Here is a 22401-nt window from a genome sequence, read left to right as displayed (position 1 = left end):
ACCGCCACAACCGGCTACAGCAGGAGTTCCATGGCATGACGACCCAGCCCCTCGATCGCTCGTCCGACCCCAAAGCCCTTCCCCGCACGCCGCCCAAGTCCGGCGCGCCGTTCCATGTGCTGCTCAAGAACAGCGCCAATAACAAGAAGGTCGAGGCCCACGACAAGACGCCGTCCGGGTTGGATGCCAGCAAGAAGGACGGCTATGAGTTGGCCGCCAAGGACGCAACGCCACCGCCGGCACTGGCCGACTACAAGGCCATCGGCCCGCCCGATGAAGTCGGTCCGGGGTTGATTCGTTATGAGACCCAGGACGGCAAGAAAGTCATCGTCAGCGAACAGGACAGCCCCGAGCTGTTCAAGCAGGTCAGTACCGACTTCAAGTCCCTCTCCGGCGTCGTCGCCAGCCAGAATGCCGGCTACCAGAGCCTCGGCGCCGATGGCAGCGCCCCGGCAAAACTCGCCGACTACAAATCCCTCGGCCCACCGGATGAAACCGGGCCAGGCGTGATCCGCTACGAGACCCAGGACGGCACCAAGGTTGTCATCAGCCAGCGCGACAACCCCGAGGCGTTCCAGAAAGCCAAGGACGCCTATGCCAGCTTCACCGGCCTGTCCACCAGTGAAGACGCCGGCTACAAGCGCGCCAGCGACAATGAAGTGTGGCCACCCTACGGCGGCACGGCGGTTGGCCCGGTCGATGAAGTCGGCCCAGGCCTGATCCGCTTCGAAAGCAACGGCCAGAAGATGGTGGTGGCCCGCGACGACAACCCCAAACTGTTCGATTACCTGGCCGGCCTGCACGAGGTCTACACCGATCCCGGCAAGAAAGCCGTGGTGGAAGGCGAGCTGAACAACGGCGCGGTGCTGGCCGACGCCAATACGCCAGTACCGGACCTCAACGATTACAAGAATTTCAACTGGAACAACGACCAGAAAGACAACATCCTCACCTATGAACTGCATGACGGCACCAAGGTGGTAGTGTCGGCCGACGTCAGTCCCGAGCTGTTCAAGAGCGTCGCCACCGCCAATGACACCTGGGCCAAGATCCATACCAGCGAAGGCGAAGGCTACAAGCTGGCCGGGCCGAATGACTTCCTGAAGAACACCGACATCACCTTCGGCTCCCCGGACGAATTGGGCGACGGCCTGATCCGCTACGAGACCAGCGAAGGCAAGGTCATCGTCTCCAAGGAGCTCAGCCCACAGCTCTACGACGATGTCGCGGCCAAGTGGGAAGCCTGGAGCGCCAGCTCGGTGGACGACACCCGCGCCAAGCACAACCTGCCCAAGGCCGATGAGCTGGATGTGCTGAACCTGGACACTGGCGTGCATGCCGATGAAAAGGACGATAAGTCGCCCACCCTCAGCGTCAGCGAGTTGGCCACCACCCAACTGATCGACACCTACCGCGAAGGCGTGAAAAACGGCTCGATCCCCAAGGACGACCCACGCGCCAAGCTGGTTCGCGCCCTCGAAGCCCAGGCGGCCTACCAGAACGGCCACGGCATCACCGGCTACGAAGAGGCCAAGCGCCCGTTCAACACCACCTGGCGCGAGTTCGATGACAAGCAAACCGAGCTGACCTCGGCTGACATGCACGACATCATCGACGGCAAGGCCGTGCAAAAGCAGATCGGCGAGCTGTTCAACGACCCGACCGTGCAGGCTGACTACAAGTCGAAGATGGACGAGGCGATCAACAAACTGCCCAACAAGGACGAGATCAAGCAGAAGCTGCTGGACCTCACCTCCAACCCGGATTACGTGCTGTACCTCAAGGACCTGCAAAGCCAGGGCAAGACCTTTGAAGCGCAGAAAGACCTCAGCGATACCCTGACGTCGTTGTCGCTGTTCGACCCGGAAGCCGCGAGCAAGGCCGCGCAGAATATCCAGGCCGACGGTTTGACCACCGACCTCAACGCGATCCTGTCGGACCCGAGCAAGATCTCCGACGAGAACAAAGAACTGGCGACCAAGGACCTGTTCGGCCTGCTCAAAGGCGTGCTCAAGGGCAACGTGCTGGACTTGCCGCGCCGTACCCAGGAAACCCTGGAAAAATTCCTCAACGAGGGCCTGCAAGGCAAGGAAAAATCCGCCGCTGTCACCAAGGCCCTGGAAGAGCTGGGCGCCGTCTACCAGAAAAACGGTGCGATCAGCGAAGCCGACCTGAAAACCGCCTTGAGCAAACCCTACATTCCGGTGGCCGATCGCGGCATGCTTGGCGAGGTGTTCAACACCCTCAACAGCAAGGGCATCCTTGGCTCCCTGGGCGCCGGCGTGAGCCTGTTCTCCGGGATTTACCAACTGGTGGGCAAAGGCGGCAAGCTGGGTGAAACCCCGGCGCAGCGCATGACCATCGCCAAGGACTTCCTGAGCTTTGCCGGCGGCTCCAGCCACTTCGTGCGCCTGGGCGACAAGATCGGTGAAACCCTGGGCAAAGGCGGCCTGGTGGACTTCCTGGGGCTGGACAAGACCTTACCGGAGATCTGGGGCAAGACCGGCATGCAGGAGCCGAACTTCGAGTTCCGCGTCAGCGAATTGCCCTCCGAGGTCAAATCCAAGATTGCCACCGCCCTCGATGCCGTGCCGGACAGCCAGTACGACGGTATCGCCAAGATGTTCGGCGACGGCGACAAGGCCGTCACCGAGGCCACCGAAGGCCTGGCCACGCACCTGGATGACGGCCTGGCGGCTGCGGGTGCGGCCAAGCTGGGCGCGTCTAAATCGGCGAAGATCGCCGGTTCCGTGATCAAGGTGCTCGGCCCGGCCACGGACATTGCCGGCGGTTTTGCCGACATCGTGTTGGGTGCGCTGGCGATCAAGAGCGGCGTGAAAGACAAAGATCCCCTGGCCCAGGCGGCCGGCGGCCTGCAAGTAGCGGGCGGTGCGTTTGGTGCTTCGGCGGGCGTACTGGGAGCTGCGGCGCTGTTTGGCGCGGGCACGGCGGCGGCGTTGACCGGGCCGTTGTTCCTGGTGGGCGTGGTGTTGGCGGTGGTCGGCGGGATCATCGGCTACTTCGTCGACCACAACAAAAAGCAGAAGGCGACCGAGAAGGAAAACGACTGGTACCGCGACCTGGCCGGCGACGGTCTATTGCAGGACAACTGGGCTGACAAAGTCGAATACGCCCACTACGAAATCCACCATTACGGTGGTCGCGACGCGCCAACCGACGACAGCATCTTCCGCTTCCAGCAGTCGGAATGGGAACACTTCGACGAGACCCCGCAAAAAGGCGGTTCGTCGAGCAACCGGCTGGATGGGGGCTTGCACAAGGACTACGAAGACCCGAACAAGGCGCCGAAGAACTTGCCGACGGACGCACCGCCAGAGAAACCGGAGCCACATCCACCGGGTGGTAGTGGACCGAAAATCGCTTGAGTCATGAATGCCCCCGCCTGAGTGCGGGGGCAGTCATTTATAACTTGGCAATGGACACTTCGGTGGACTTCACAAACGCAATCACCTCACTGCCCACCTTCAATTCCAGGTCACGCACCGAACGGGTGGTGATCACCGAAGTGACAATGCCGGACGCGGTCTGCACGTCGATTTCCGACACCACTTCCCCCAGCAGGATTTCCTTGATCACGCCCTTGAACTGGTTGCGCACGTTGATCGCTTTAATGGTCATGTCGGCTTTCCTTTTGGCTGTTGGGTCAATCCGCACGAATGCGCAGGCCTTCAAAATGCGCCATCGCCCCGAACATTAAAAGGAATATATAACTCTTTATTTATTCGATACAGATATATGAGAGCTGTTGCCCAGCCAACAGTACTTCAACAATCTGCCCTTTCCCAACACAGTTTAATGCCTCCTGAACCCTGGAAACACGCCTCCAAAGTACATGGCACAGAGACTGCATATTCCTATAAAGCATGATGGAACATGCAAACCAAATTTTCTGAATATAAGAAAAACCTTCTCTCAACGCCTTGCCGGAGCTGTTCCATGAAAGCCTTCACCCAACGCCTATTCGGCGCCTGCGCCCTCGCGCTGTGCCTGCAACCCCTGGCCCACGCCGCCGACACCGATCCCGCCGAAGTCAACCTCGACTACGCCTATTACTCGCCCGTCAGCCTGGTGCTCAAGCATTTCGGCTGGCTGGAACAAGCCTTGCCAAACTCCAAAGTGGGCTGGGTGTTGAGCCAGGGCAGCAACCGTTCCCTGGAATACCTCAACAGTGGCGGCGTGGACTTTGCGTCATCCGCCAGCTTGTCGGCGGTGCTGAGCCGCGCCAACGGCAGCCCGATCAAATCGGTGTACGTGTACAGCCGCGCCGAATGGACCGCACTGGTGGTGCGCAAGGACTCACCGTTCAAGACCGTCACCGACCTCAAGGGCAAGAAAATCGCCGCCACCAAGGGCACCGACCCGTACTTGTTCACCCTACGCAGCCTGCAACAGGCCGGGCTGAAAAAGGACGACGTGGAACTGGTGCACCTGCAACATCCGGACGGCCGCACTGCGCTGGAAAAAGGTGACGTGGACGCCTGGGCCGGTCTCGACCCGCACATGGCCGCCAGTGAAATCCAGGCCGGTTCGCGCCTGCTCTACCGCAATAAAGACTTCAACAGCTACGGCGTGGTCAGCGTCACCGAGAAGTTCGCCAAGGCGCACCCGCAGACCATCACCAAAGTGCTCGGTGCCTATGAAAAGGCGCGGGATTGGGCGGTGAAGCACCCGGATGAATTCGCCAAGCTGCTGGCCGACGAGTCCGGCCTGCCGCTGGAAGTGGCCAAGCTGCAACTCTCGCGCACCGATTTGAGCACGCCGTTCCTGAGCAGCAAGGACGTGGTGGCGTCCAAGGCGGCCGCCCCGATCCTGGTGTCGGAAGAACTGGTGCGCAAAGGCGTGAACGTGGACCAGGTGATCGACCAGTTGATCGACACCTCGTTCGGCCATTAAGGAGCCCGTGATGACCAGCAAAACCCAAGCATTGCCCCTTGCCGCACCGGTGGTGATCAACCGCAGTGCCTGGCCAAGGCGGCTCAAGGGCCTGGTGTTGCCGGTGCTGATCCTGCTGGTGCTGGAGGTGGTGGTGCGCGTGGGTTGGCTGCCGTCGTACCAGATGCCGGCACCCAGCGAAATCGCCGTGACCCTCACCGACCTGGCCGAAGGCGCATTGTGGAAACACATCAGCGCCAGCCTCGGCCGGGTACTGTTGGGCTTTGCCATTGGCGCCAGCCTGGCCCTGGTGTTTGCCGCCTGGGTCGGTTTGAGCCGCGAGGCCGAAGCCTACCTGGAACCGACGTTTGCCGGGCTGCGTTCGATCCCGAGCCTGGCCTGGGTGCCGCTGTTGCTGCTGTGGCTGGGCATCGACGAAACCTCGAAGATCGTGCTGATCGCGATTGGCGCGTTTTTCCCGGTGTACCTCAATGGTGTCGCTGCCATCCGCGATATCGACCGCAAGCTGGTGGAAGTCGGGCAGATGTACGGTTTCAGCCGGTGGCGGCTGGTGCGTCGGATCCTGCTGCCCGCCGCCCTGCCCGGCCTGTTCACCGGGTTGCGCAGTGGCTTGAGCCTGGCGTGGATGTTTCTGGTGGCAGCCGAGCTGATCGCGGCGACCAAGGGCTTGGGTTACCTGCTCAGTGATGGGCGGGAGACTTCGCGGCCGGATATCGTGCTGGCGGCGATTATCGTGTTGGCGCTGTTGGGCAAAGTCAGCGATGGCCTGCTCGCGGCGCTGGAAACGCGTTGCCTGGCCTGGCGCGATACCTTCCAGGGAGCCGGGCAATGAGCGCGCAACCTCTGTTGGATATTCATGTCGCGCGTAAAAGCTTTGCCAGCACCACCGTGTTGAAAGACGTGCGTTTGGTGCTGCAACCACGGGAAGCCGTGAGCCTGCTCGGCCCCAGCGGCTGCGGCAAAAGCACCTTGCTGCGCATCGTCGCCGGCCTGGAAACGGACTTCCAGGGTGAACTGCACAGCCCCGATGGCGAAGTGGCCTTTGTGTTCCAGGAGCCACGGCTGATGCCCTGGCTCACGGTGGAACAGAACATCGGTTTCAGCGATGACAGCCACTACGACAAGGCCTGGATCACGCAGTTGATCGAGGAAGTCGGCCTCAAGGGCTTTGCCCAGGCACTGCCCAAGGCATTGTCCGGCGGCATGGCGCAGCGGGTGGCCATTGCGCGGGGGTTGTATTCACGGCCGCAGGTGTTGCTGCTGGATGAGCCGTTCAGTGCAGTGGATGCCTTTACCCGCATGAAGCTGCAGGACCTACTGCTGCAATTGGCCGAACACCATGCCATCGCCTTGTTGCTGGTGACCCATGATGTGGACGAGGCGCTGTACCTGAGTGACCGGGTGCTGGTGATGGACAACCGACCGAGCAGCATTCGCCAGGAATTGGCGGTGAATCTGCCGCACCCGCGTGACCGGCGTGATCCGTTGTTGGCGCAGCTCAAGGCGCAATCCTTGACTGAGCTGCAACGGGCCCACGTGATTTAGACGACCTTGCGCAAGGTCACCCAATACCGCGTCCGCGCCTGCACCTCCAGCCCCAGGCTTGAGGCCAGCAGGTTGAGGATGCGGTCGGTGTCGTCCAGGCGAAAACTACCGGTAACCCGCAGGTCTTCCAGGCTCGGCTCCCAGCGCAACACACCCGGTCGATAACGCTCCAGCTCCCGCAGAAAGTCACCCAGCGTCTGATTCTGCGCGGTCAGCACGCCATCGCGCCAGCCGAGTTGCAGCACATCGAAAGGCACCCAGGTCCCTAGGCCGCTGGCTTTGAGCGGCGCTTGCTGCCCACCTTGCAAGGTCGCCATCTGCCCGCTCAAATCGCGCACCTGGACCGAGCCCTTGAGCACCGACACCAGGCAACCCGTGGCCAGCTGCCGCACACACACCTCAGCCTGGCTGACCCGCAGCTCGCCGTAGCGTGTGTGCACGGTCATCGCCGTCATGCCTGGCACATTCAACGCCAGCTCACCCTCAACCAGGCTGATGCGGCGCTGCGCCAGGTCCACGTCCACCGCCGTCGCGGTATTGAGCTGCAAGCTGCCGCCATCGGCCAGGGACATGCGTTTGCGCTCGCCGGTGGCGGTGTGCAAGTCGGCACGCCAGGCCTCGATGGGCAATTGGCGGCTGATCAACCACGCGGTCGGCACCAGTGCAGCGATCCCCAGCGCACGCTTGAGTACGGCACGGCGTCCCGGTTGCGGACGGTCGAGGCTGGCCATCGCCAAGGCCTGGGGCAAGTCGCTGAAACGCTGGCGCAGGGTCTGGGCTTTTTGCCAGGTCTGTTCATGCTGGGGGTGGCTGTCACGCCAATGCTGCAACGCGGCGTGATCACGCTCGGTGGCCGCACCGGACTCCAGTAGCGCCAACCATTGCGCGGCGGCGCGGGCGACGTCGCGGCTCACAGGTCCACCAGCAGGCAGTGTTCGTAGGCCTGGGCCATGTAGCGTTTTACGGTGCGTTCCGACACGTCCAGGCGCTCGGCGATCTCTCGGTAGCCCAAGCCTTCCAATTGGCTCCACAGGAAGGCTCGGCGGACCAGCACCGGCAAACCATCGAGCAATTCATCCAGGGCTTGCAGGGTTTCCAGCACCAGCCAACGCTGTTCGGGCGACGGCACGCAGGTTTCGGGGAGGCTCGCCAAGGCCTTCAGATAGGCCTGTTCAAGGCTGCGCCGCTGATGAAAATTCACCAACAGGCGCTTGCCGACGGTGACCAGATAGGCACGCGGCTCCTGCATCTGCGCAATCGGCTGGGCGCTGGCGAGCACCCGCAAGAACGTATCCTGGCTCAGGTCAGCCGCATCCCAGGCATTGCCCAGGCGCCGGCGCAGCCAGCTTTCCAGCCAACTGCGGTGGTCACGGTACAGGCTCGACAGCGTCAGTTCGGGGGCGAGGGTCGGAACAACAGCATCATTCATGGCAAGCGACCTGCGCGGCGCGAGTGAGTCTCAAATGAGATTCATTCTATTTAATATCGTGCCGACGCACCATGCCCTTTACACATCGCGTTCAAAGCATCGCGGCCTTCTGTCGCAACAAGTCGATAAACAACCCCAGCTCGCGGCTCACCACTTCGCCCTTGCGCAACAACATGCCAAACGGCGCCAGTCGCACGTCGAGGGCCACCGGCAGCGCCACCACCAGGCCCATTTTCAGGTAATCACGCAGTGCACTTTCGGACAGCACCATCACCGCGTCGGTCAGCTGGATCAACTGCTGCATGGAGTAAACCGAGCTGCATTCGATGATGTCCGCCGGGCTGGGCAGCGCCAGATCCTGCAGCGCCTGGTCGAAGCCGATGCGCGCCGGGCTGGTTTGCGGTTGCAGGATCCACGGCCAGTCGCGCACCAGTTCATCCAGCATCAACTGCTCACGCTGGGCCAAGGGGTGGCCCGCGTGCACAACCACCAGCAAGCGTTCGTTGCCCAGGGGTTCGAAGCTGTAGTGCTCGTTGTCGGTGGCGGCATTACGGCGCGAGATAGCCAGGTCGATGCGTCCCTGTTCAAGCAACTGGATCACCTGGTCGCTGGTGTCACCCATGATGCGGATACGCAGTTGCGGGTTCAGCGATTTGATCTGCGCGATGGAATCCATCACCAGGTCCGGCGCCGCCCCCATGATGGTGCCAATCGACAGGTAGCCGTAACCGCCCTGCTGTCGTGCCATTAAGTCTTCGGCGCAACGGTCCAGGCCGCTCAAGGCGGATTCGGCAAAGCGAATCAACTCCTGGCCAAGTGCCGTAGGACGCATGCCCCTAGGCAACCGCTCGAAGAGATCACAGGCAAACATGTCCTCGATTTCGCGCAGCATGCGCGTGGCGGCAGGCTGCGACATGTTCAGCGCCTGTGACGCACGGTGCAGGTTTTGGCTGGAGCTCAGCGCAACGAGCATATGCAGGTGCTTGTAGCGCAGGCGGTTGAACAGGCTGGGAGAGATCGCGGGACTGCGCATTTTTATCCTTGTTATCGATACCCTGAGGTTATCAGTTGTAAGCGAGATTCGATTTGTAGCGTATTGCTCGGCCGCCGTACAGTCCGTCCCATAAGAACAAAACATCGGACGCCACTATGAAAACCCTCCCCGCGCCCCTGCTCGCCAAGATTTCTTGGCGACTGCTGCCCTTCCTGCTGTTGATGTACATCATGGCCTTTCTCGACCGCGCCAACGTCGGGTTCGCCAAACAAGCTTTCCAGGCCGACACCGGTTTAAGCGACGCTGCCTTTGCGTTTGGCGCCGGCGTGTTTTTTGTCGGCTACGCGCTGCTCGAAGTGCCGAGCAACCTGATCCTGCACCGCGTCGGCGCCCGTCTGTGGATGTGCCGCATCATGGTCAGCTGGGGCCTGATTTCGGCGGCCATGGTGTTTGCCCACAACGAAACCAGCTTCTACGTGCTGCGCTTTTTACTCGGTGTGGCCGAAGCCGGATTTTTCCCCGGCGTCATTCTTTACCTTACCTACTGGTTCCCCCAGGCCGTGCGCGGCAAGGCCATGGGTTTCTTCTATTTCGGTGCGCCGCTGGCCTTCATCTTCGGTAGCCCGTTGTCCGGTTTGCTGCTGGAAATGGATGGGTTTGGCGGCATACACGGCTGGCAGTGGCTGTTCGCGGTGGAAGGCCTGATGGCGACCGCAGTAGGCATTTGGGCCTATTGGTACCTCGACAATCGCCCCGCCGATGCCCAGTGGCTGACCTGCGCTGAACGCCAGCAGATCCAAAGCCTGCTGGACAGCGAAGACCAGCACAAAACCTCCCACGGTCGCAGCCTGCTCACCGTGCTGTGCCAACCCGCGGTGTTGTACTTGTGCCTGGTGTACCTGCTGATCCAGGCCAGCGTCTACGGCGTGGTGTTTTACCTGCCGACCCAAGTGGGCGATCTGCTCGGCACCAAGGTCGGCTTGATGGTCGGGCTGGTCTCGGCCATTCCCTGGCTCTGCGCACTGTTTGCGGCCTGGTGGATTCCCAGCTACAGCGACCGTACCGGCCTGCGTCGCCAGACCGCCTGCCTGACCCTGCTGATGGCTGCAGCGGGCATTGCCTGCTCGGTGACCTTCGCCAACCCGCTGCTGGGCATGCTCGCGCTGTGCTTTGCCGCCTCGGGGTTCATCGCGGTGCAACCGGTGTTCTGGACTTTCCCCTCCAGCTACCTGGCCGGCAGCGCTGCCGCAGCCGGCATTGCACTGATCAATTCCTTCGGCGCCCTCGGTGGCTTCATCGCACCGGTCATCAAGCACTGGGCCGAAGGCGCCTTCAATTCCCCGGCAGCCGGCCTGTACCTGCTGTCCGCCACCACGGTACTGGCTGCATTGCTGGTGCTGGGCATCCATTCACCCGGCCGCACCGCGTCGAAAACGCCGGCCACTGTTTAACGCCAGGAGTCACATCATGGGTCATCTCACCATCAAACACGTCCGCGCCTTTGTACTGCGAGGCGGCGGCGCCGATTACCACGACCAGGCCGATGGGCATTGGATCGACGACCACATTTCCACGCCGATGAGCAAGTACCCCGAGTACCGCCAGAGCCGTCGCAGCTTTGGCATCAACGTGCTCGGCACCCTGGTGGTGGAGATCGAAGCCAGCGACGGCACCGTCGGTTTCGCTGTGACCACTGGCGGTGAACCGGCGGCTTACATTGTCGAGAAACACCTGGCGCGCTTTATCGAAGGCGCCCGCGTCACCGACATCGAAAAAATCTGGGACCAGATGTACCAGTCCACCCTGTATTACGGGCGTAAGGGCCTGGTGATCAACACGATTTCCGGCGTCGACCTGGCGTTGTGGGACCTGCTCGGCAAAATCCGCCAGGAACCCGTGCACCAACTGCTCGGCGGCGCGGTGCGGGATGAGTTGCAGTTCTACGCCACCGGCGCGCGCCCGGATCTCGCGCAGAAAATGGGTTTTATCGGCGGCAAAATGCCCCTGCACCACGGCCCCAGCGAAGGCGAAGAAGGCCTGCGCAAGAACCTCGAAGCGCTGGCGACCATGCGTGAACGGGTCGGCCCTGACTTCTGGCTGATGCTCGATTGCTGGATGAGCCTGGATTTGAACTACGCCACCAAGCTGGCGATCGGCGCCCATGAGCATGGCCTGAAGTGGATCGAAGAAGCGCTGTCCCCAGACGATTATTGGGGCTATGCCGCCCTGCGCAACAACGTGCCCAAAGGCATGTTGGTGACCACCGGCGAACACGAAGCCACCCGCTGGGGTTTCCGCATGCTGCTAGAGATGGGCTGCTGCGACATCATCCAGCCCGACGTCGGCTGGTGCGGCGGCCTCACCGAACTGGTGAAAATCTCGGCGTTGGCGGATGCGCATAACGCAATGGTCGTGCCCCACGGTTCGTCGGTGTACAGCTATCACTTTGTCGCCACCCGCCATAACAGCCCATTCGCCGAGTTCCTGATGATGGCGCCCAAAGCGGATGAAGTGGTGCCGATGTTCCACCCGCAATTGTTGGGCGAACCGGTGCCGGTAAATGGCCGCATGCGCTTGTCGGCGCTGGACAAGCCGGGCTTTGGCGTTGACCTGAACCCGGACTGCCAACTGCACCGTCCCTACAACCGCTGAGGAACCCGCCATGAACATGCCCCGCAATGGCTTCAAGGCCGCCCTCGCCAAGGACGCCACCCAATACGGCATCTGGGCCGGTTTCGCCACCGGCTACGCTGCCGAGATCGTCGCCAGCCTCGGATACGACTGGATGCTGATCGACGGTGAACATGCTCCCAACACGGTTCCGAGCGTCCTCAACCAGTTGCAGACGGTCGCGCCGTACAGCACCGCGCCCGTGGTGCGCGCCGTCAACAGTGACGCCAGCCTGATCAAGCAACTGCTCGATATCGGCGCTCAGACCTTGATGATCCCCATGGTCGAAACCGCCGAACAGGCCCAGGCCCTGGTGCGTGCCATGCGTTACCCGCCCCACGGCATCCGTGGCGTCGGCGGCGGTCTGACCCGCGCTACGCGCTGGGACGGCGTGGACAACTACCTGGCCACCGCCCATGAGGAGTTGTGCCTGATCGTGCAGGTGGAGTCGCGCCTTGGCGTGGAAAACGTCGCCGCGATTGCCGCCGTAGAAGGCGTTGACGCTGTATTCATCGGCCCCGCCGACTTGTCCATCGGCCTGGGTCACGCCGGCAACCCCGGCCACCCAGAGGTCCAGGAGCGCATCAAGCACGCCATCGACGCCACCCTCGCCGCCGGCAAGATCAGCGGCATCCTGGCGCCCAACGAAGACGATGCACGCCGCTATCAGGCCTGGGGTTGCCGCTTTATCGCGGTGGCCATCGACATCAGCCTCCTGCGCCAGAGTGCCCTGGCCACCCTTGCCCGCTATCGCCCTGCCGCCGAAACGAAAGCGCCTTCGCGTACTTATTGAGGAACCTGCCCATGTCATCCGTTCCCGTTTACCAGAACTTCATCAATGGCCGCTTCAGCTCCAGCGAAGCGCACATTGACGTGCTCAACCCGGCCACCGGCGCCTTGCTGTCGAAGGTGCCGGCGTCCACCACCGCCGAGGTCGACCAGGCCCTGGCCGCCGCACGCCAGGCGCAAAAGATGTGGGCACGCAAACCCGCCATCGAACGTGCCGGCCACCTGCGCCGCATCGCCGCCAAGCTGCGCGAGAACGTGGCGCACCTGGCGCGCACCATCACCCTGGAGCAAGGCAAAGTCAGTGGTCTGGCGGAGGTGGAAGTGAATTTCACCGCCGACTACCTCGACTACATGGCCGAGTGGGCACGACGCATCGAAGGCGAGATCATCACCAGCGACCGTCCCAATGAAAATATCTTCCTGTTCCGCAAGCCGTTGGGCGTGGTGGCCGGCATCCTGCCGTGGAATTTCCCGTTCTTCCTGATCGCGCGCAAAATGGCGCCGGCGCTGCTCACCGGCAACACCATCGTGATCAAGCCCAGCGAAGAAACCCCGAACAACTGCTTCGAGTTCGCCAAGCTCGTCGCCGAAACCGACCTGCCCGCCGGGGTGTTCAACGTGGTCTGCGGTGACGGCCGGGTCGGCGGCGCGCTCACGGCGCACACAGGCGTCGACATGATCAGCTTCACCGGCAGCGTGGCGACCGGCTCGCGGATCATGACGGCCGCCGCACCGAACATCACCAAGCTCAACCTGGAACTGGGCGGCAAGGCACCGGCCATCGTACTGGCAGATGCCGACCTGGAGCTGGCGGTCAAAGCCATCCGCGACTCGCGCATCATCAACACCGGCCAGGTGTGCAACTGCGCCGAGCGGGTGTACGTGGAGCGCAAGGTTGCCGACCAGTTTATCGAACGCATCAGCGCAGCCATGTCCGCCACCCGCTATGGCGACCCTATCGCCCAGGCGGACGTGGAAATGGGCCCGCTGATCAACCGCCAGGGCCTGGACAGCGTCAACCGCAAAGTACGCACCGCCCTGAGCCAGGGCGCAACGTTGGTCAGCGGCGGGCAGATTGCCGACTTGGGTGCGGGTTTTCACTTCCAGCCGACGGTCTTGGCTGGATGCCGCGCCGACATGGAGATCATGCGCGAAGAGATCTTCGGTCCGGTGCTGCCCATCCAGATCGTCGACGACCTCGACGAAGCCATCGCCCTGGCCAACGATTGCGACTACGGCCTGACGTCGTCGATCTACACGCGCGACCTGGGCAAGGCCATGCACGCGGTGCGCGAAATCGACTTTGGTGAAACCTACGTCAACCGTGAGAACTTCGAGGCCATGCAGGGCTTCCATGCCGGCGTGCGCAAATCCGGCATTGGCGGTGCCGACGGCAAGCACGGCCTGTACGAATACACCCACACCCACGCGGTTTACCTGCAGAGCTGAGCTGGTTAATCGGGGCCGGGCGCGCTAGCGTGCTGGCCCCTCCGAATTTGCTTTTGATAAGGACTGCGTCATGCCCCTGACTGCCTACAGCGGCCCGATCATCGACAGCCATTTGCACCTGTTCGACCCTCGTCGCCCCGAGGGCATTCCATGGCCTGAACCCGGTAACCGGCTGTACGCCGCGCACCTGCCGGCGGATTACTGGGCCCTGGCCGCGCCGCACAATGTGGTCGGCGCGATTGCCGTGGAAGCCAGCCCGTGGCGCGACGATAACCGCTGGCTGCTCGACACCCTGCGCAGCGAACCGCGCATGCTCGGCTTTGTCGGCAACCTCGACCCGCTGCACGCCGACTTCGCCAACGACCTCGACGCGTTGACCAATGAGCCGCTGTTTCTCGGCCTGCGCTACGGCAACCTGTGGGATCGCGACCTGCTGCAAGACCAGGCGCGCCCTGGCTTTATCGACGGCCTGCGCCAACTCGCCGCCAGCGGCCGTGGCCTGGACAGCGCCAATCCGAATCCGCGTCTTGTCAAAGGTCTGTTGCAGTTGAGCGATAGGCTGCCCGAGCTGCGCATCATCATCGACCACCTGCCCAACGCCCAGGTGCCATCAGGCGAAGAGGCGGCCTATCACGCCGACCTCCTGCGCCTGGCCCGAACGCCCGAATGTGTTCGCCAAACTGGCGGAGATTCCCCAGCTCGGCCCTCAAGGCTTGATCACCGACACGGCGTTCTACAACGATCGCTTGGCGGTGTTGTGGGAAGCCTTCGGCGAAGACCGCTGCTTCTTCGGCAGTGACTGGCCCAACAGCTATCACCTGGCGGATTTCGCCGCCACCTTGGGCCTGGTCAAGCGCTGCGTGGCCGGTAAACCCGAGGCGGTACAAGCCAAATTCTTCCTGCACAACGCGGTGCGTATCTACACACCCAACCATGGAGCGCCGTGATGCAGACCCGTGCCTTTCGCATGAACCTCAACCCCGGCCAGGCCGATGAATACCGCAAGCGCCACGACGACATCTGGCCCGAACTGGCCCAGGCGCTGCTCGATGCGGGTGTGGTGGATTACCGGATTTTCTTCGATGAACCGGGCAATGCGCTGTTCGCCGTGCTGACCCACGAAGACGTCCACGGCCTGGACGAGCTGCCCGGTACAGCACTGATGCAGCGCTGGTGGGCCTACATGCAGGACATCATGCCCAGCCACGCAGACGCCTCGCCGATCAGTGTTGACCTGCTGCCCATGTTCCAACTGACGCGCCCCTGATCCAACCGACGCACAACAACAATAAAAAGGATTCGACTACGTGGAAATCATTCTCCTTGGTGTGATTCTGCACTTTATCGGCGGCTTCGCTTCCGGCAGTTTCTACATCCCCTACAAGAAGGTCCGCGGCTGGGCCTGGGAAAGTTACTGGATCACCGGCGGCCTGGTGTCCTGGCTGATCGTGCCGCTGATCGCGGCGCAACTGACGGTGCCCGGTTGGGTGGAAATCCTGCGCAACGCAGACACCAGCACCCTGCTCTGGACCTACCTGTTCGGCGTGTTGTGGGGCATCGGCGGGCTGACATTTGGCCTGACCATGCGCTACCTCGGCTTGTCCCTGGGCATGTCGCTGATCATGGGCCTCACCTCGGCCCTCGGCGCATTGATGCCGGCGCTGTACCGCGACCTCTTCACTACAGAAACCGAAGGTACGCTGACCGCGATGCTGGCCTCGCAAGGCGGGCACTGGGTTTTGTGGGGCGTGGCCGTATCGCTGGTCGGTATTGCAGTGTGCGGCAAGGCCGGGCTGATCAAGGAAAGGGAAGTGTCCCAGGCGGTGAAGTTCGCCAGTGTCAGCGAATTCTCCCTGGGCAAGGGCATGCTGGTGGCGGTGATTTCCGGCGTACTGAGTGCGTGTTTCAGCTACGGCATTTCCGCCGGACGACCGCTGGCCGCCGCTGCTGTAGAGCACGGTGCCAACAGCCTGTTCCAGAACAACGTGACCTTCATGGTGATCATGTGGGGCGGCCTCACCACCAACGGTATTTGGTGCCTGTGGCTGAATTGGCGCAACCGCACCTTCCATAACTACACCGACCGCAGCACCCCGCTGCTGGGCAACTATCTGTTGGTGGCGATTGCCGGCACCCTGTGGTTCCTGCAGTTTTTCTTCTACGGCATGGGCGAAAGCCGCCTGCAGAACGACGCCAGCTCCTGGGTACTGCACATGTCGTTCATCATCATCGTGTCCAACTGCTGGGGCCTGTATTTCCGCGAATGGCACGGCACCAGTGCGGCCAACAAAGGCGTGCTGGTGGCGGGTATCGCGGTGATCCTCGGTGCGATCGCCATGGTCGGCTACGGCAATTATCTCGGCTGATGCCGCTTATTTTTGAAGGAGAGTTTTATGTTGCTTGCAGACAAAACCGTGATCATCACCGGCGCCTCCCGTGGCATCGGCCGCGCCGCCGCCCGTGAATGTGCGCGCCAGGGTGCCCGCGTGGTGATCGGCCATAGCGGCAGCGGCCAAGGCACCGAGGCAGCGCACTCGTTGATCGAAGAGATAAAGGCGTTCGGCGGTATAGCCATTGAAGTGGGCGGCGACGCGGCCGACCCGGACACCGGCGACAAACTGGTGGCCGGCGCAGTAAAAGCCTTCGGCAGCGTCGATGTGTTCGTCAACAACGCCGGCATCTGCCCGTTCCACTCGTTCCTCGACATGCCCCGCGAGGTCTACCTGAAAACCGTCAACACCAACCTCAATGGCGCCTACTTCGCCGTACAGGCAGCGGCCAACCAGATGAAAAACCAGGGTCGCGGCGGCGCGATTATCGCCGTCAGCTCCATCAGCGCCCTGGTCGGCGGCGGCATGCAGACCCATTACACACCCACCAAGGCCGGCCTGCATTCGTTGATGCAATCCTGCGCAATTGCCCTGGGGCCGTACGGCATTCGCTGCAACTCGGTACTGCCGGGCACCATCGCCACCGACATCAACAAGGACGACCTGGCCGATGAGGAAAAACTCGCCTACATGACCTCACGCACGCCGTTGGGTCGCCTGGGTGAGCCGGATGATGTGGCCGGGCCCATCGTATTCCTGGCCTCGGACATGGCGCGCTACGTAACCGGCGCGTCGTTGCTGGTGGATGGCGGGTTGTACGTAAACCTCCAGTAACACCCCGCTCTTCCAACCACCACAGTTCCACTGTGGGAGCGGGCTTGCTCGCGAATGCAGTGTGTCAGTCACAGGATTCACGCCTGAACCACCGCTTTCGCGAGCAAGCCCGCTCCCACAGGGGCCTCTGTGTGCCTGAAGTTCGAGTTCCACCCCAATAAAAACAACAATCCAAGGAGCTTTTCCATGCGCATCACCCTACCCCTGGCCCTGCTCTGCAGCGCCATGTCCACCTGCGCCCTCAGCGCGGGTTTACTGGACCCAAACTCCCCCGCCATGCTCGGCGACTGGAACGGCCTGCGCCCGCAACTGGCCGAGCAAGGCTATGACTTCACCCTCAAGTACGTCGGCGAGGTCGGTTCCAACCTCGGCGGTGGCTACAACTCGCATACCACGGCACGCTGGAGCGACCAGTTGATTCTCGGTGTGAACATGGACCTGCAAAAACTGCTCGGTTGGCAAGACGCTACCTTGCGCATCGGCATCGGCGAGCGTCATGGCAAGGACATCACCAACGACCGCGTGCACCAGCCCAACGCCACTGGACTGACCTCCACCATGGAAGTGTTCGGCGGTGGCAATGCCTGGCGGCTCTCGCAGTTCTGGTACGAGCAGAAATTCTTCGAGCGCAAATTCGCCTTGAAACTGGGGCGCTTCGGCCATGGCGAAGACTTCGATCAGTTCCCCTGCGAATTCCAGAACGTGACCCTGTGCGGTTCCCAGGAAGGCAACTGGAATGGCGTGTGGAACAGCTTCCCCATCAGTCAGTGGGCAGTGCGCGCCAAGTACCAGTTCTCCGACGAGTTTGCGGTACAGGTCGGAGCCTACGACAAGAACCCCGGCAACGCCGAAGCCAGCAATGGCTTCAAACCCTTCATCAGCGGCTCCCAAGGCACCAGTTTTCCCATCGAAGCCATCTGGAAGGGCCGGGTAGCTGGGCTGAACTCCGAATACCACCTGGGTTACTACTATGCCAACGCGGACACCAAGGACATGCTCAAGGACGCCGACGGCAACTTTGCCGCCAGCTCGCAAAAGCCCTATCGGATGTATTCCAGCAACGACGGCTGGTGGCTGTCGGGCCAGCAGCAGTTGACCACGGTCGACGGCAACAACAAGCGCGGGCTCAACGTATTCGCCAACCTGACGATGAATGACCCGGACAAGAGCGTGATTAAAAACCTGATTCAGGTCGGCCTGATCTACCGAGGCCCGTTCGATTCACGCCCAGACGACACTTTTGGTATTGGCGCGTCGAAACTGCAGGTCAGCGACCGCTACACCCGTAACACGCAGATGCTCAACGCCGCCAATGGCGTAACCGCCACTGATGACCCGCTGTACGTGCCCGAGCAACGCCGCGAATACAGCTACGAGATCAACTACGGCGTGCAGGCGACTAAGTGGCTGATGGTGCGGCCCAACCTGCAGTACGTGAAGTATCCCGGCGGGCTGACGCAAACCACCGGTGCGGTGGTCGGCGGCGTGCAGTTTATTGCCGACTTCTAGTCTTTCTCTGCATCAAACACCTGCCCGCGCCCCACCACGCTGGCAGGCTTGAGTAGCGCACCTGGCGCCAATACCGCATTGGCGCCGATCCGGCACTGGTCACCGAGCAGCGCACCAAACTTGTCGCAACCGGTGCGTTGCAGTGCCCCGTCCACTCGTACCAACACTTCTTTGTCATCGCGCTCATTGCGGTAGTTGGCGACGATGCTCCCCGCTTCCAGGTTGACCCCCTGCCCCAGCACCGAATCACCGACAAAGTTGAAGTGCGCCAGCTTGCTGCCGCTGAACACGAAGGACGTCTTCAACTCGGCGCCGGGACCGATGATGCAGTGTTCATCCAACCAGCAACCGCCACGCAGCAGTGAGCCGCTGGCGATAAAACAGTGGGCACCGATGATCAGTGGCGGCTTGAGCAAGGCACCCGCCTCGACCGTAGCGGTACGGTGAATGGCGATTTCATCCTGGATGACGTACTCGTCGGCTGGCAGTTCGGCCAACAATTGGCGAACGATGGCCGGCGCCTGTGTGACCAGTGCCCAAGGCGCCAGGTCGGCCCACGGCGCAAGGCAGGATTGAGAGATCGGGGCGATGTAATCGGTAAGTCGGATCAACGTTTAATCCTCTAACGGTCAGAGAAGCCCGAAACGCTAACATGCACACACGAACCTTTACTATTTGTCTTGTTGTGGATATTTTATCTAGACAAGCCACTGAGGTCCGTTCCCCATGCATTTGCCGACTTACCAAGACGTCATCGCCGCCGCCCAACGTTTGGAAGGCTTCGCCCACCACACGCCGGTATTCACCTCACGCACCCTCGATGCGCTGACCGGTGCCCAGGTGTTCATCAAGTGTGAAAACCTGCAAAGGGCTGGCTCGTTCAAGTTTCGCGGTGCTTTTAACGCGTTGTCGCGCTTCGATGATCAGCAGCGCAAGGCCGGTGTGGTGGCGTTTTCCTCCGGCAACCACGCCCAAGGCATTGCCCTGGCAGCGCAGTTGTTGGGCATACCGGCGACCATCGTAATGCCCACCGATGCGCCGGCCGCCAAGGTCGCGGCCACCCGCGACTATGGCGCACGCGTGGTGCTGTATGACCGTTTCACCGAAGACCGTGAACAGATCGGCCGTAACCTGGCCACCGAACACGGCCTGACCCTGATCCCGCCCTATGACCATCCGCACATCCTTGCCGAGCAAGGCACCGCCGCCAAGGAACTGCTGGAGACCACCGGCCGGCTGGATGCGTTGTTCGTCGGCCTCGGTGGCGGCGGAATGCTTTCGGGCACCGCACTGAGTACCCGCGCCCTGGCGCCCGACTGCCTGCTGTATGGCGTCGAGCCCGAAGCCGGCAATGACGGCCAACGCTCGTTTCGCAGCGGCAGCATCGTGCATATCGACACACCGGCTACCATTGCCGATGGTGCGCAGACTCAACACTTGGGCGACTACACCTTCCCGATCATCCGCGACCAGGTGAACGACATCCTCACCGTGTCGGATGCCGAGTTGGTGGGGGCGATGAAGTTCTTCATGCAGCGCATGAAACTGGTGGTGGAGCCTACCGGCTGCCTGGGGTTGGCGGCATTGCTCAACGAAGGTGACCGGTTCAAGGGCCAACGCGTGGGGATTATCGTCACGGGTGGCAACGTCGACATCCAGAAGTATGCCGCGCTGCTCAGCGAGGCCTCATGAAGATCATCCAGACGCCCAACGCCGCCAAGCCCGCCGGCCATTACTCGCAGGCCATCCGCCACGGCGACACGTTGTACATCTCAGGGCAATTGCCGGTCAGTCCGGATGGACAGCACAACCTGTCGGCGGCATTTGCCGAACAGGCCCGGATAACCCTGAACAATCTGCTGGAGATTTTGAAAGCCGCCGACGCTACGCCAGAGGATTTGGTGAAGGTCACGGTCTATGTGGCCGGCGTCGAACACTGGCCTGCATTCGATAGCGTGTACGCCGCCGCGCTGGGCGACCACCGCCCTGCCCGCGCGGTGGTACCGGTACCCGAGTTGCATCACGGGTATCTGGTGGAGATTGAAGCCGTGGCGCGCTACTTGGCGTAGGTGTAGACCGCCGCGCGCGACACGCCCAAGTGGGAAGCCACGGTTTCCATGGCCCGGCGAATATCCAGACAGCCCGAGTCTTTGAGTTCCTGCATCAGCACACGCCGGTCCGCCGTCTTCAACGCACGCGGGGTGGTGGCCAGGCGGGCGGCGAACTGGTCGATACGCGCACGGATGACGTCGGCACCGGAAGGGTCCAGGGACTCGATGAGCTTGTCGCCGCTGACCGAGCCGAACTGCTCCAGCATGCCTTGCAGGCCACGGAACAATGAGAGATCGACGTTCATGCACAAGGCCGCGACGTACTCGCCACCCACGCCCTTGATGCCAATCGAGGTGCTCTTGACCTGGCGACCGTCGCTGAACTGGTTCTGGTAATTGGCGATGACTTGCGGGTAGTCCGGGTCGGCAATCCGCGCCAGGCCCAACTCGGTGGTCGGGTCTCCCGGTGCGCGACCGGACAGGTTGTTATGGATGGCCAGGATCGAGTGCTGCGGGTCGCGCAAGTCGTGCAGCACCACTTCGCAGAACGGGCTGAAGGTCTTGCTCAAGCCTTCGGCAATCTGTTCGAGCTGGCTGATCAGGTGAGTATCGTTGGGAGAGGTGTTTTTCATGCAAGACAACATATCCAGTCCTGGACAGGGCGTCAATTTGCGCACTGTCCCTCAATGTGGAGCCGCACCCGTGGACACGCCCGCCGCACTGATCGATAGCGTAAAAATGCAGCGCAATATCCAGCGCATGCAAGAGCGCGCCAATACCTTGGGCGTGCAGTTACGTCCCCATGTCAAAACCCACAAGTGCGCCGAAGTGGTGGCTGCGCAAATCGCCGCGGGTGCCCGTGGCATCACCGTTTCGACGTTGAAAGAGGCCGAGTATTTTTTCGACCTGGGCATCCTCGACATCCTCTACGCCGTGGCCATGGCCCCGCACAAATTGCCCCAGGCCCTGGCGCTGCGTCGTCGGGGTTGCGCCTTGACGCTGATCACCGACAGCCTGGCCGGCGCCCAGGCCATCGTTGATTTTGGTCGCGAGCATGGCGAACGCTTTGCGGTGATGATCGAGATCGACTGCGACGGCCATCGCTCCGGGGTCAAGCCACACGACCCGCTGCTGCTGGACATCGCCCGCCTGCTCGGTGACAGCCTCACCGGCGTGCTGACCCATGCCGGTGAAAGCTACGGCCTGGACACGCCTGACGCGCTGCAAGCCATCGCGGAGCAGGAGCGTGCGCGGTGTGTTGAAGCGGCCGAACGCATTCGTGCGGCTGGGATGCGTTGCGCGCAGGTCAGCGTCGGCTCGACACCCACCGCGTTATCCGCCCTCAACCTGGACGGCGTGACCGAACTGCGCGCTGGGGTCTATGCCTTTTTCGACTTGGTGATGCACAACATTGGCGTGTGCCGCCTCGACGAACTGGCCTTGAGCGTGTTGACCACGGTGATCGGGCATCAATCGGAAAAAGGCTGGGTCATCACGGACTCGGGCTGGATGGCGATGAGTCGGGATCGCGGCACGCAATCGCAGAAACAGGATTTTGGTTACGGCCAGGTCTGCGATGAACGCGGTGAGCCGATTGAGGGGCTGCTGTTGAGCAGCGCCAATCAGGAGCATGGGGTGGTGCAGTTCCAGGGTGGCACTGTAGATGTGGCTGCGCAGTTCCCGTTGGGCACGCGTCTGCGAATTTTGCCCAACCATGCCTGTGCGACGGGGGCGCAGTTTGGCAGCTATAACGCGCTGTTGGAGGATGGCGGGATTCAAGACTGGCCACGCCTGCGTGGCTGGTAGGGAACACTTTGTGGCGAGGGGGCTTGTCCCCCGTTGGAGTGCGCAGCGCTCCTGCTTTTTTTGGGGCCGCTGCGCAGCCCA

The 22401-nt window shown here is 62.1% G+C and carries 23 protein-coding genes; 17 read left to right on the top strand and 6 right to left on the bottom strand.

From position 1 onward, the window contains the following. Nucleotides 1–35: 35 nt before the first annotated feature. On the top strand, nt 36–3386 hold the full coding sequence (locus tag AYR47_RS21515; protein ID WP_061436762.1) for a hypothetical protein: 3351 nt from the start codon (nt 36–38) through the stop codon (nt 3384–3386). Between the two features lie 37 nt (nt 3387–3423). Here the strand turns inward: AYR47_RS21515 and AYR47_RS21510 are convergent, their stop codons facing one another. Further along, nucleotides 3424–3639 (bottom strand): TOBE domain-containing protein, encoded by a 216-nt coding sequence (locus AYR47_RS21510; protein WP_003173733.1) that lies wholly within the window; start codon nt 3637–3639, stop codon nt 3424–3426. 318 nt (nt 3640–3957) lie between these two features. Here AYR47_RS21510 and AYR47_RS21505 point away from each other — a divergent pair, with 318 nt between their 5' ends. From AYR47_RS21505 to AYR47_RS21495, 3 genes are read left to right on the top strand one after another with little or no spacing between them, the layout of a single operon-like run. Next, the gene (locus AYR47_RS21505; protein WP_033901641.1) at nt 3958–4914 is read left to right on the top strand and encodes an aliphatic sulfonate ABC transporter substrate-binding protein; all 957 of its coding nucleotides are present in this window, start codon (nt 3958–3960) and stop codon (nt 4912–4914) included. A 10-nt stretch (nt 4915–4924) separates the two neighbouring features. Next, on the top strand, nt 4925–5746 hold the full coding sequence (locus AYR47_RS21500; RefSeq protein ID WP_033901642.1) for an ABC transporter permease: 822 nt from the start codon (nt 4925–4927) through the stop codon (nt 5744–5746). Further along, on the top strand, nt 5743–6459 hold the full coding sequence (locus AYR47_RS21495; protein ID WP_033901643.1) for an ABC transporter ATP-binding protein: 717 nt from the start codon (nt 5743–5745) through the stop codon (nt 6457–6459). Before AYR47_RS21500 ends, AYR47_RS21495 begins: the two co-directional genes overlap by 4 nt. Here AYR47_RS21495 and AYR47_RS21490 read toward each other — a convergent pair. The 3 genes from AYR47_RS21490 to AYR47_RS21480 form a co-directional block, all read right to left on the bottom strand. Then, nucleotides 6456–7373, bottom strand: coding sequence for a FecR domain-containing protein (locus tag AYR47_RS21490; RefSeq protein WP_061436760.1), 918 nt, complete (start codon nt 7371–7373; stop codon nt 6456–6458). The two genes, AYR47_RS21495 and AYR47_RS21490, sit on opposite strands and share 4 nt — an antisense overlap. Next, on the bottom strand, nt 7370–7888 hold the full coding sequence (locus AYR47_RS21485; protein WP_033901645.1) for a sigma-70 family RNA polymerase sigma factor: 519 nt from the start codon (nt 7886–7888) through the stop codon (nt 7370–7372). The genes AYR47_RS21490 and AYR47_RS21485 overlap by 4 nt, the downstream gene beginning before the upstream one ends. A 91-nt stretch (nt 7889–7979) precedes the next feature. Beyond that, nucleotides 7980–8921: a LysR family transcriptional regulator gene (locus tag AYR47_RS21480; RefSeq protein WP_061436758.1), complete on the bottom strand. Its 942-nt coding sequence runs from the start codon at nt 8919–8921 to the stop codon at nt 7980–7982. A 116-nt stretch (nt 8922–9037) separates the two neighbouring features. On the opposite strand from AYR47_RS21480, the gene AYR47_RS21475 reads away from it, so the two are divergent. From AYR47_RS21475 to AYR47_RS21435, 10 genes are all read left to right on the top strand, one after another. Beyond that, nucleotides 9038–10333, top strand: coding sequence for an MFS transporter (locus tag AYR47_RS21475; RefSeq protein ID WP_033901647.1), 1296 nt, complete (start codon nt 9038–9040; stop codon nt 10331–10333). A 16-nt stretch (nt 10334–10349) separates the two neighbouring features. After that, nucleotides 10350–11534 carry an L-rhamnonate dehydratase gene (gene rhmD / locus AYR47_RS21470; RefSeq protein WP_033901648.1) on the top strand — a complete coding sequence of 395 codons (1185 nt, stop codon included), beginning with the start codon at nt 10350–10352 and terminating at the stop codon, nt 11532–11534. A gap of 10 nt (nt 11535–11544) precedes the next feature. Next, nucleotides 11545–12345: an HpcH/HpaI aldolase family protein gene (locus AYR47_RS21465; RefSeq protein ID WP_061436756.1), complete on the top strand. Its 801-nt coding sequence runs from the start codon at nt 11545–11547 to the stop codon at nt 12343–12345. An 11-nt stretch (nt 12346–12356) separates the two neighbouring features. Then, a complete protein-coding gene (aldA, locus tag AYR47_RS21460) occupies nt 12357–13790 on the top strand; it encodes an aldehyde dehydrogenase (protein ID WP_061436754.1) in 1434 nt (477 codons plus the stop codon). A gap of 70 nt (nt 13791–13860) precedes the next feature. Beyond that, nucleotides 13861–14589 carry an amidohydrolase family protein gene (locus AYR47_RS21455; RefSeq protein ID WP_237142497.1) on the top strand — a complete coding sequence of 243 codons (729 nt, stop codon included), beginning with the start codon at nt 13861–13863 and terminating at the stop codon, nt 14587–14589. Then, nucleotides 14504–14737, top strand: coding sequence for an amidohydrolase family protein (locus tag AYR47_RS33030; protein WP_335340604.1), 234 nt, complete (start codon nt 14504–14506; stop codon nt 14735–14737). Before AYR47_RS21455 ends, AYR47_RS33030 begins: the two co-directional genes overlap by 86 nt. After that, on the top strand, nt 14737–15057 hold the full coding sequence (gene rhaM / locus AYR47_RS21450) for an L-rhamnose mutarotase (RefSeq protein WP_177049148.1): 321 nt from the start codon (nt 14737–14739) through the stop codon (nt 15055–15057). Before AYR47_RS33030 ends, rhaM begins: the two co-directional genes overlap by 1 nt. Before the next feature lie 40 nt (nt 15058–15097). Further along, nucleotides 15098–16156 carry an L-rhamnose/proton symporter RhaT gene (gene rhaT / locus AYR47_RS21445; protein ID WP_061436752.1) on the top strand — a complete coding sequence of 353 codons (1059 nt, stop codon included), beginning with the start codon at nt 15098–15100 and terminating at the stop codon, nt 16154–16156. Nucleotides 16157–16183: 27 nt separating this feature from the next. Then, nucleotides 16184–16954 (top strand): SDR family NAD(P)-dependent oxidoreductase, encoded by a 771-nt coding sequence (locus tag AYR47_RS21440; RefSeq protein WP_033901654.1) that lies wholly within the window; start codon nt 16184–16186, stop codon nt 16952–16954. A 186-nt stretch (nt 16955–17140) separates the two neighbouring features. Continuing rightward, the gene (locus AYR47_RS21435) at nt 17141–18463 is read left to right on the top strand and encodes a carbohydrate porin (RefSeq protein WP_033901656.1); all 1323 of its coding nucleotides are present in this window, start codon (nt 17141–17143) and stop codon (nt 18461–18463) included. Here the strand turns inward: AYR47_RS21435 and AYR47_RS21430 are convergent. Then, the gene (locus AYR47_RS21430) at nt 18460–19074 is read right to left on the bottom strand and encodes an LpxA family transferase (RefSeq protein ID WP_033901658.1); all 615 of its coding nucleotides are present in this window, start codon (nt 19072–19074) and stop codon (nt 18460–18462) included. The two genes, AYR47_RS21435 and AYR47_RS21430, sit on opposite strands and share 4 nt — an antisense overlap. A gap of 115 nt (nt 19075–19189) precedes the next feature. On the opposite strand from AYR47_RS21430, the gene AYR47_RS21425 reads away from it, so the two are divergent. Together AYR47_RS21425 and AYR47_RS21420 are read left to right on the top strand one after the other, a co-directional pair. After that, nucleotides 19190–20155, top strand: a complete 966-nt coding sequence (locus tag AYR47_RS21425; RefSeq protein WP_061436750.1) for a threo-3-hydroxy-L-aspartate ammonia-lyase — start codon at nt 19190–19192, stop codon at nt 20153–20155. Beyond that, nucleotides 20152–20532 (top strand): RidA family protein, encoded by a 381-nt coding sequence (locus AYR47_RS21420; RefSeq protein WP_033901660.1) that lies wholly within the window; start codon nt 20152–20154, stop codon nt 20530–20532. Before AYR47_RS21425 ends, AYR47_RS21420 begins: the two co-directional genes overlap by 4 nt. On the opposite strand, the gene AYR47_RS21415 is transcribed toward AYR47_RS21420, so the two are convergent. Continuing rightward, on the bottom strand, nt 20520–21146 hold the full coding sequence (locus tag AYR47_RS21415; protein WP_033901663.1) for a helix-turn-helix transcriptional regulator: 627 nt from the start codon (nt 21144–21146) through the stop codon (nt 20520–20522). The genes AYR47_RS21420 and AYR47_RS21415 overlap by 13 nt on opposite strands. Before the next feature lie 70 nt (nt 21147–21216). Between AYR47_RS21415 and AYR47_RS21410 the strand changes: the two genes are divergently transcribed. Beyond that, complete coding sequence (locus AYR47_RS21410; RefSeq protein ID WP_061436748.1) at nt 21217–22320, top strand: DSD1 family PLP-dependent enzyme; 1104 nt, start codon at nt 21217–21219, stop codon at nt 22318–22320. Nucleotides 22321–22401: the final 81 nt, after the last annotated feature.

This window comes from Pseudomonas azotoformans (assembly GCF_001579805.1).
GTDB lineage: Bacteria > Pseudomonadota > Gammaproteobacteria > Pseudomonadales > Pseudomonadaceae > Aquipseudomonas > Aquipseudomonas azotoformans_A.
This window is presented reverse-complemented; position numbering and strand designations above follow the sequence as displayed.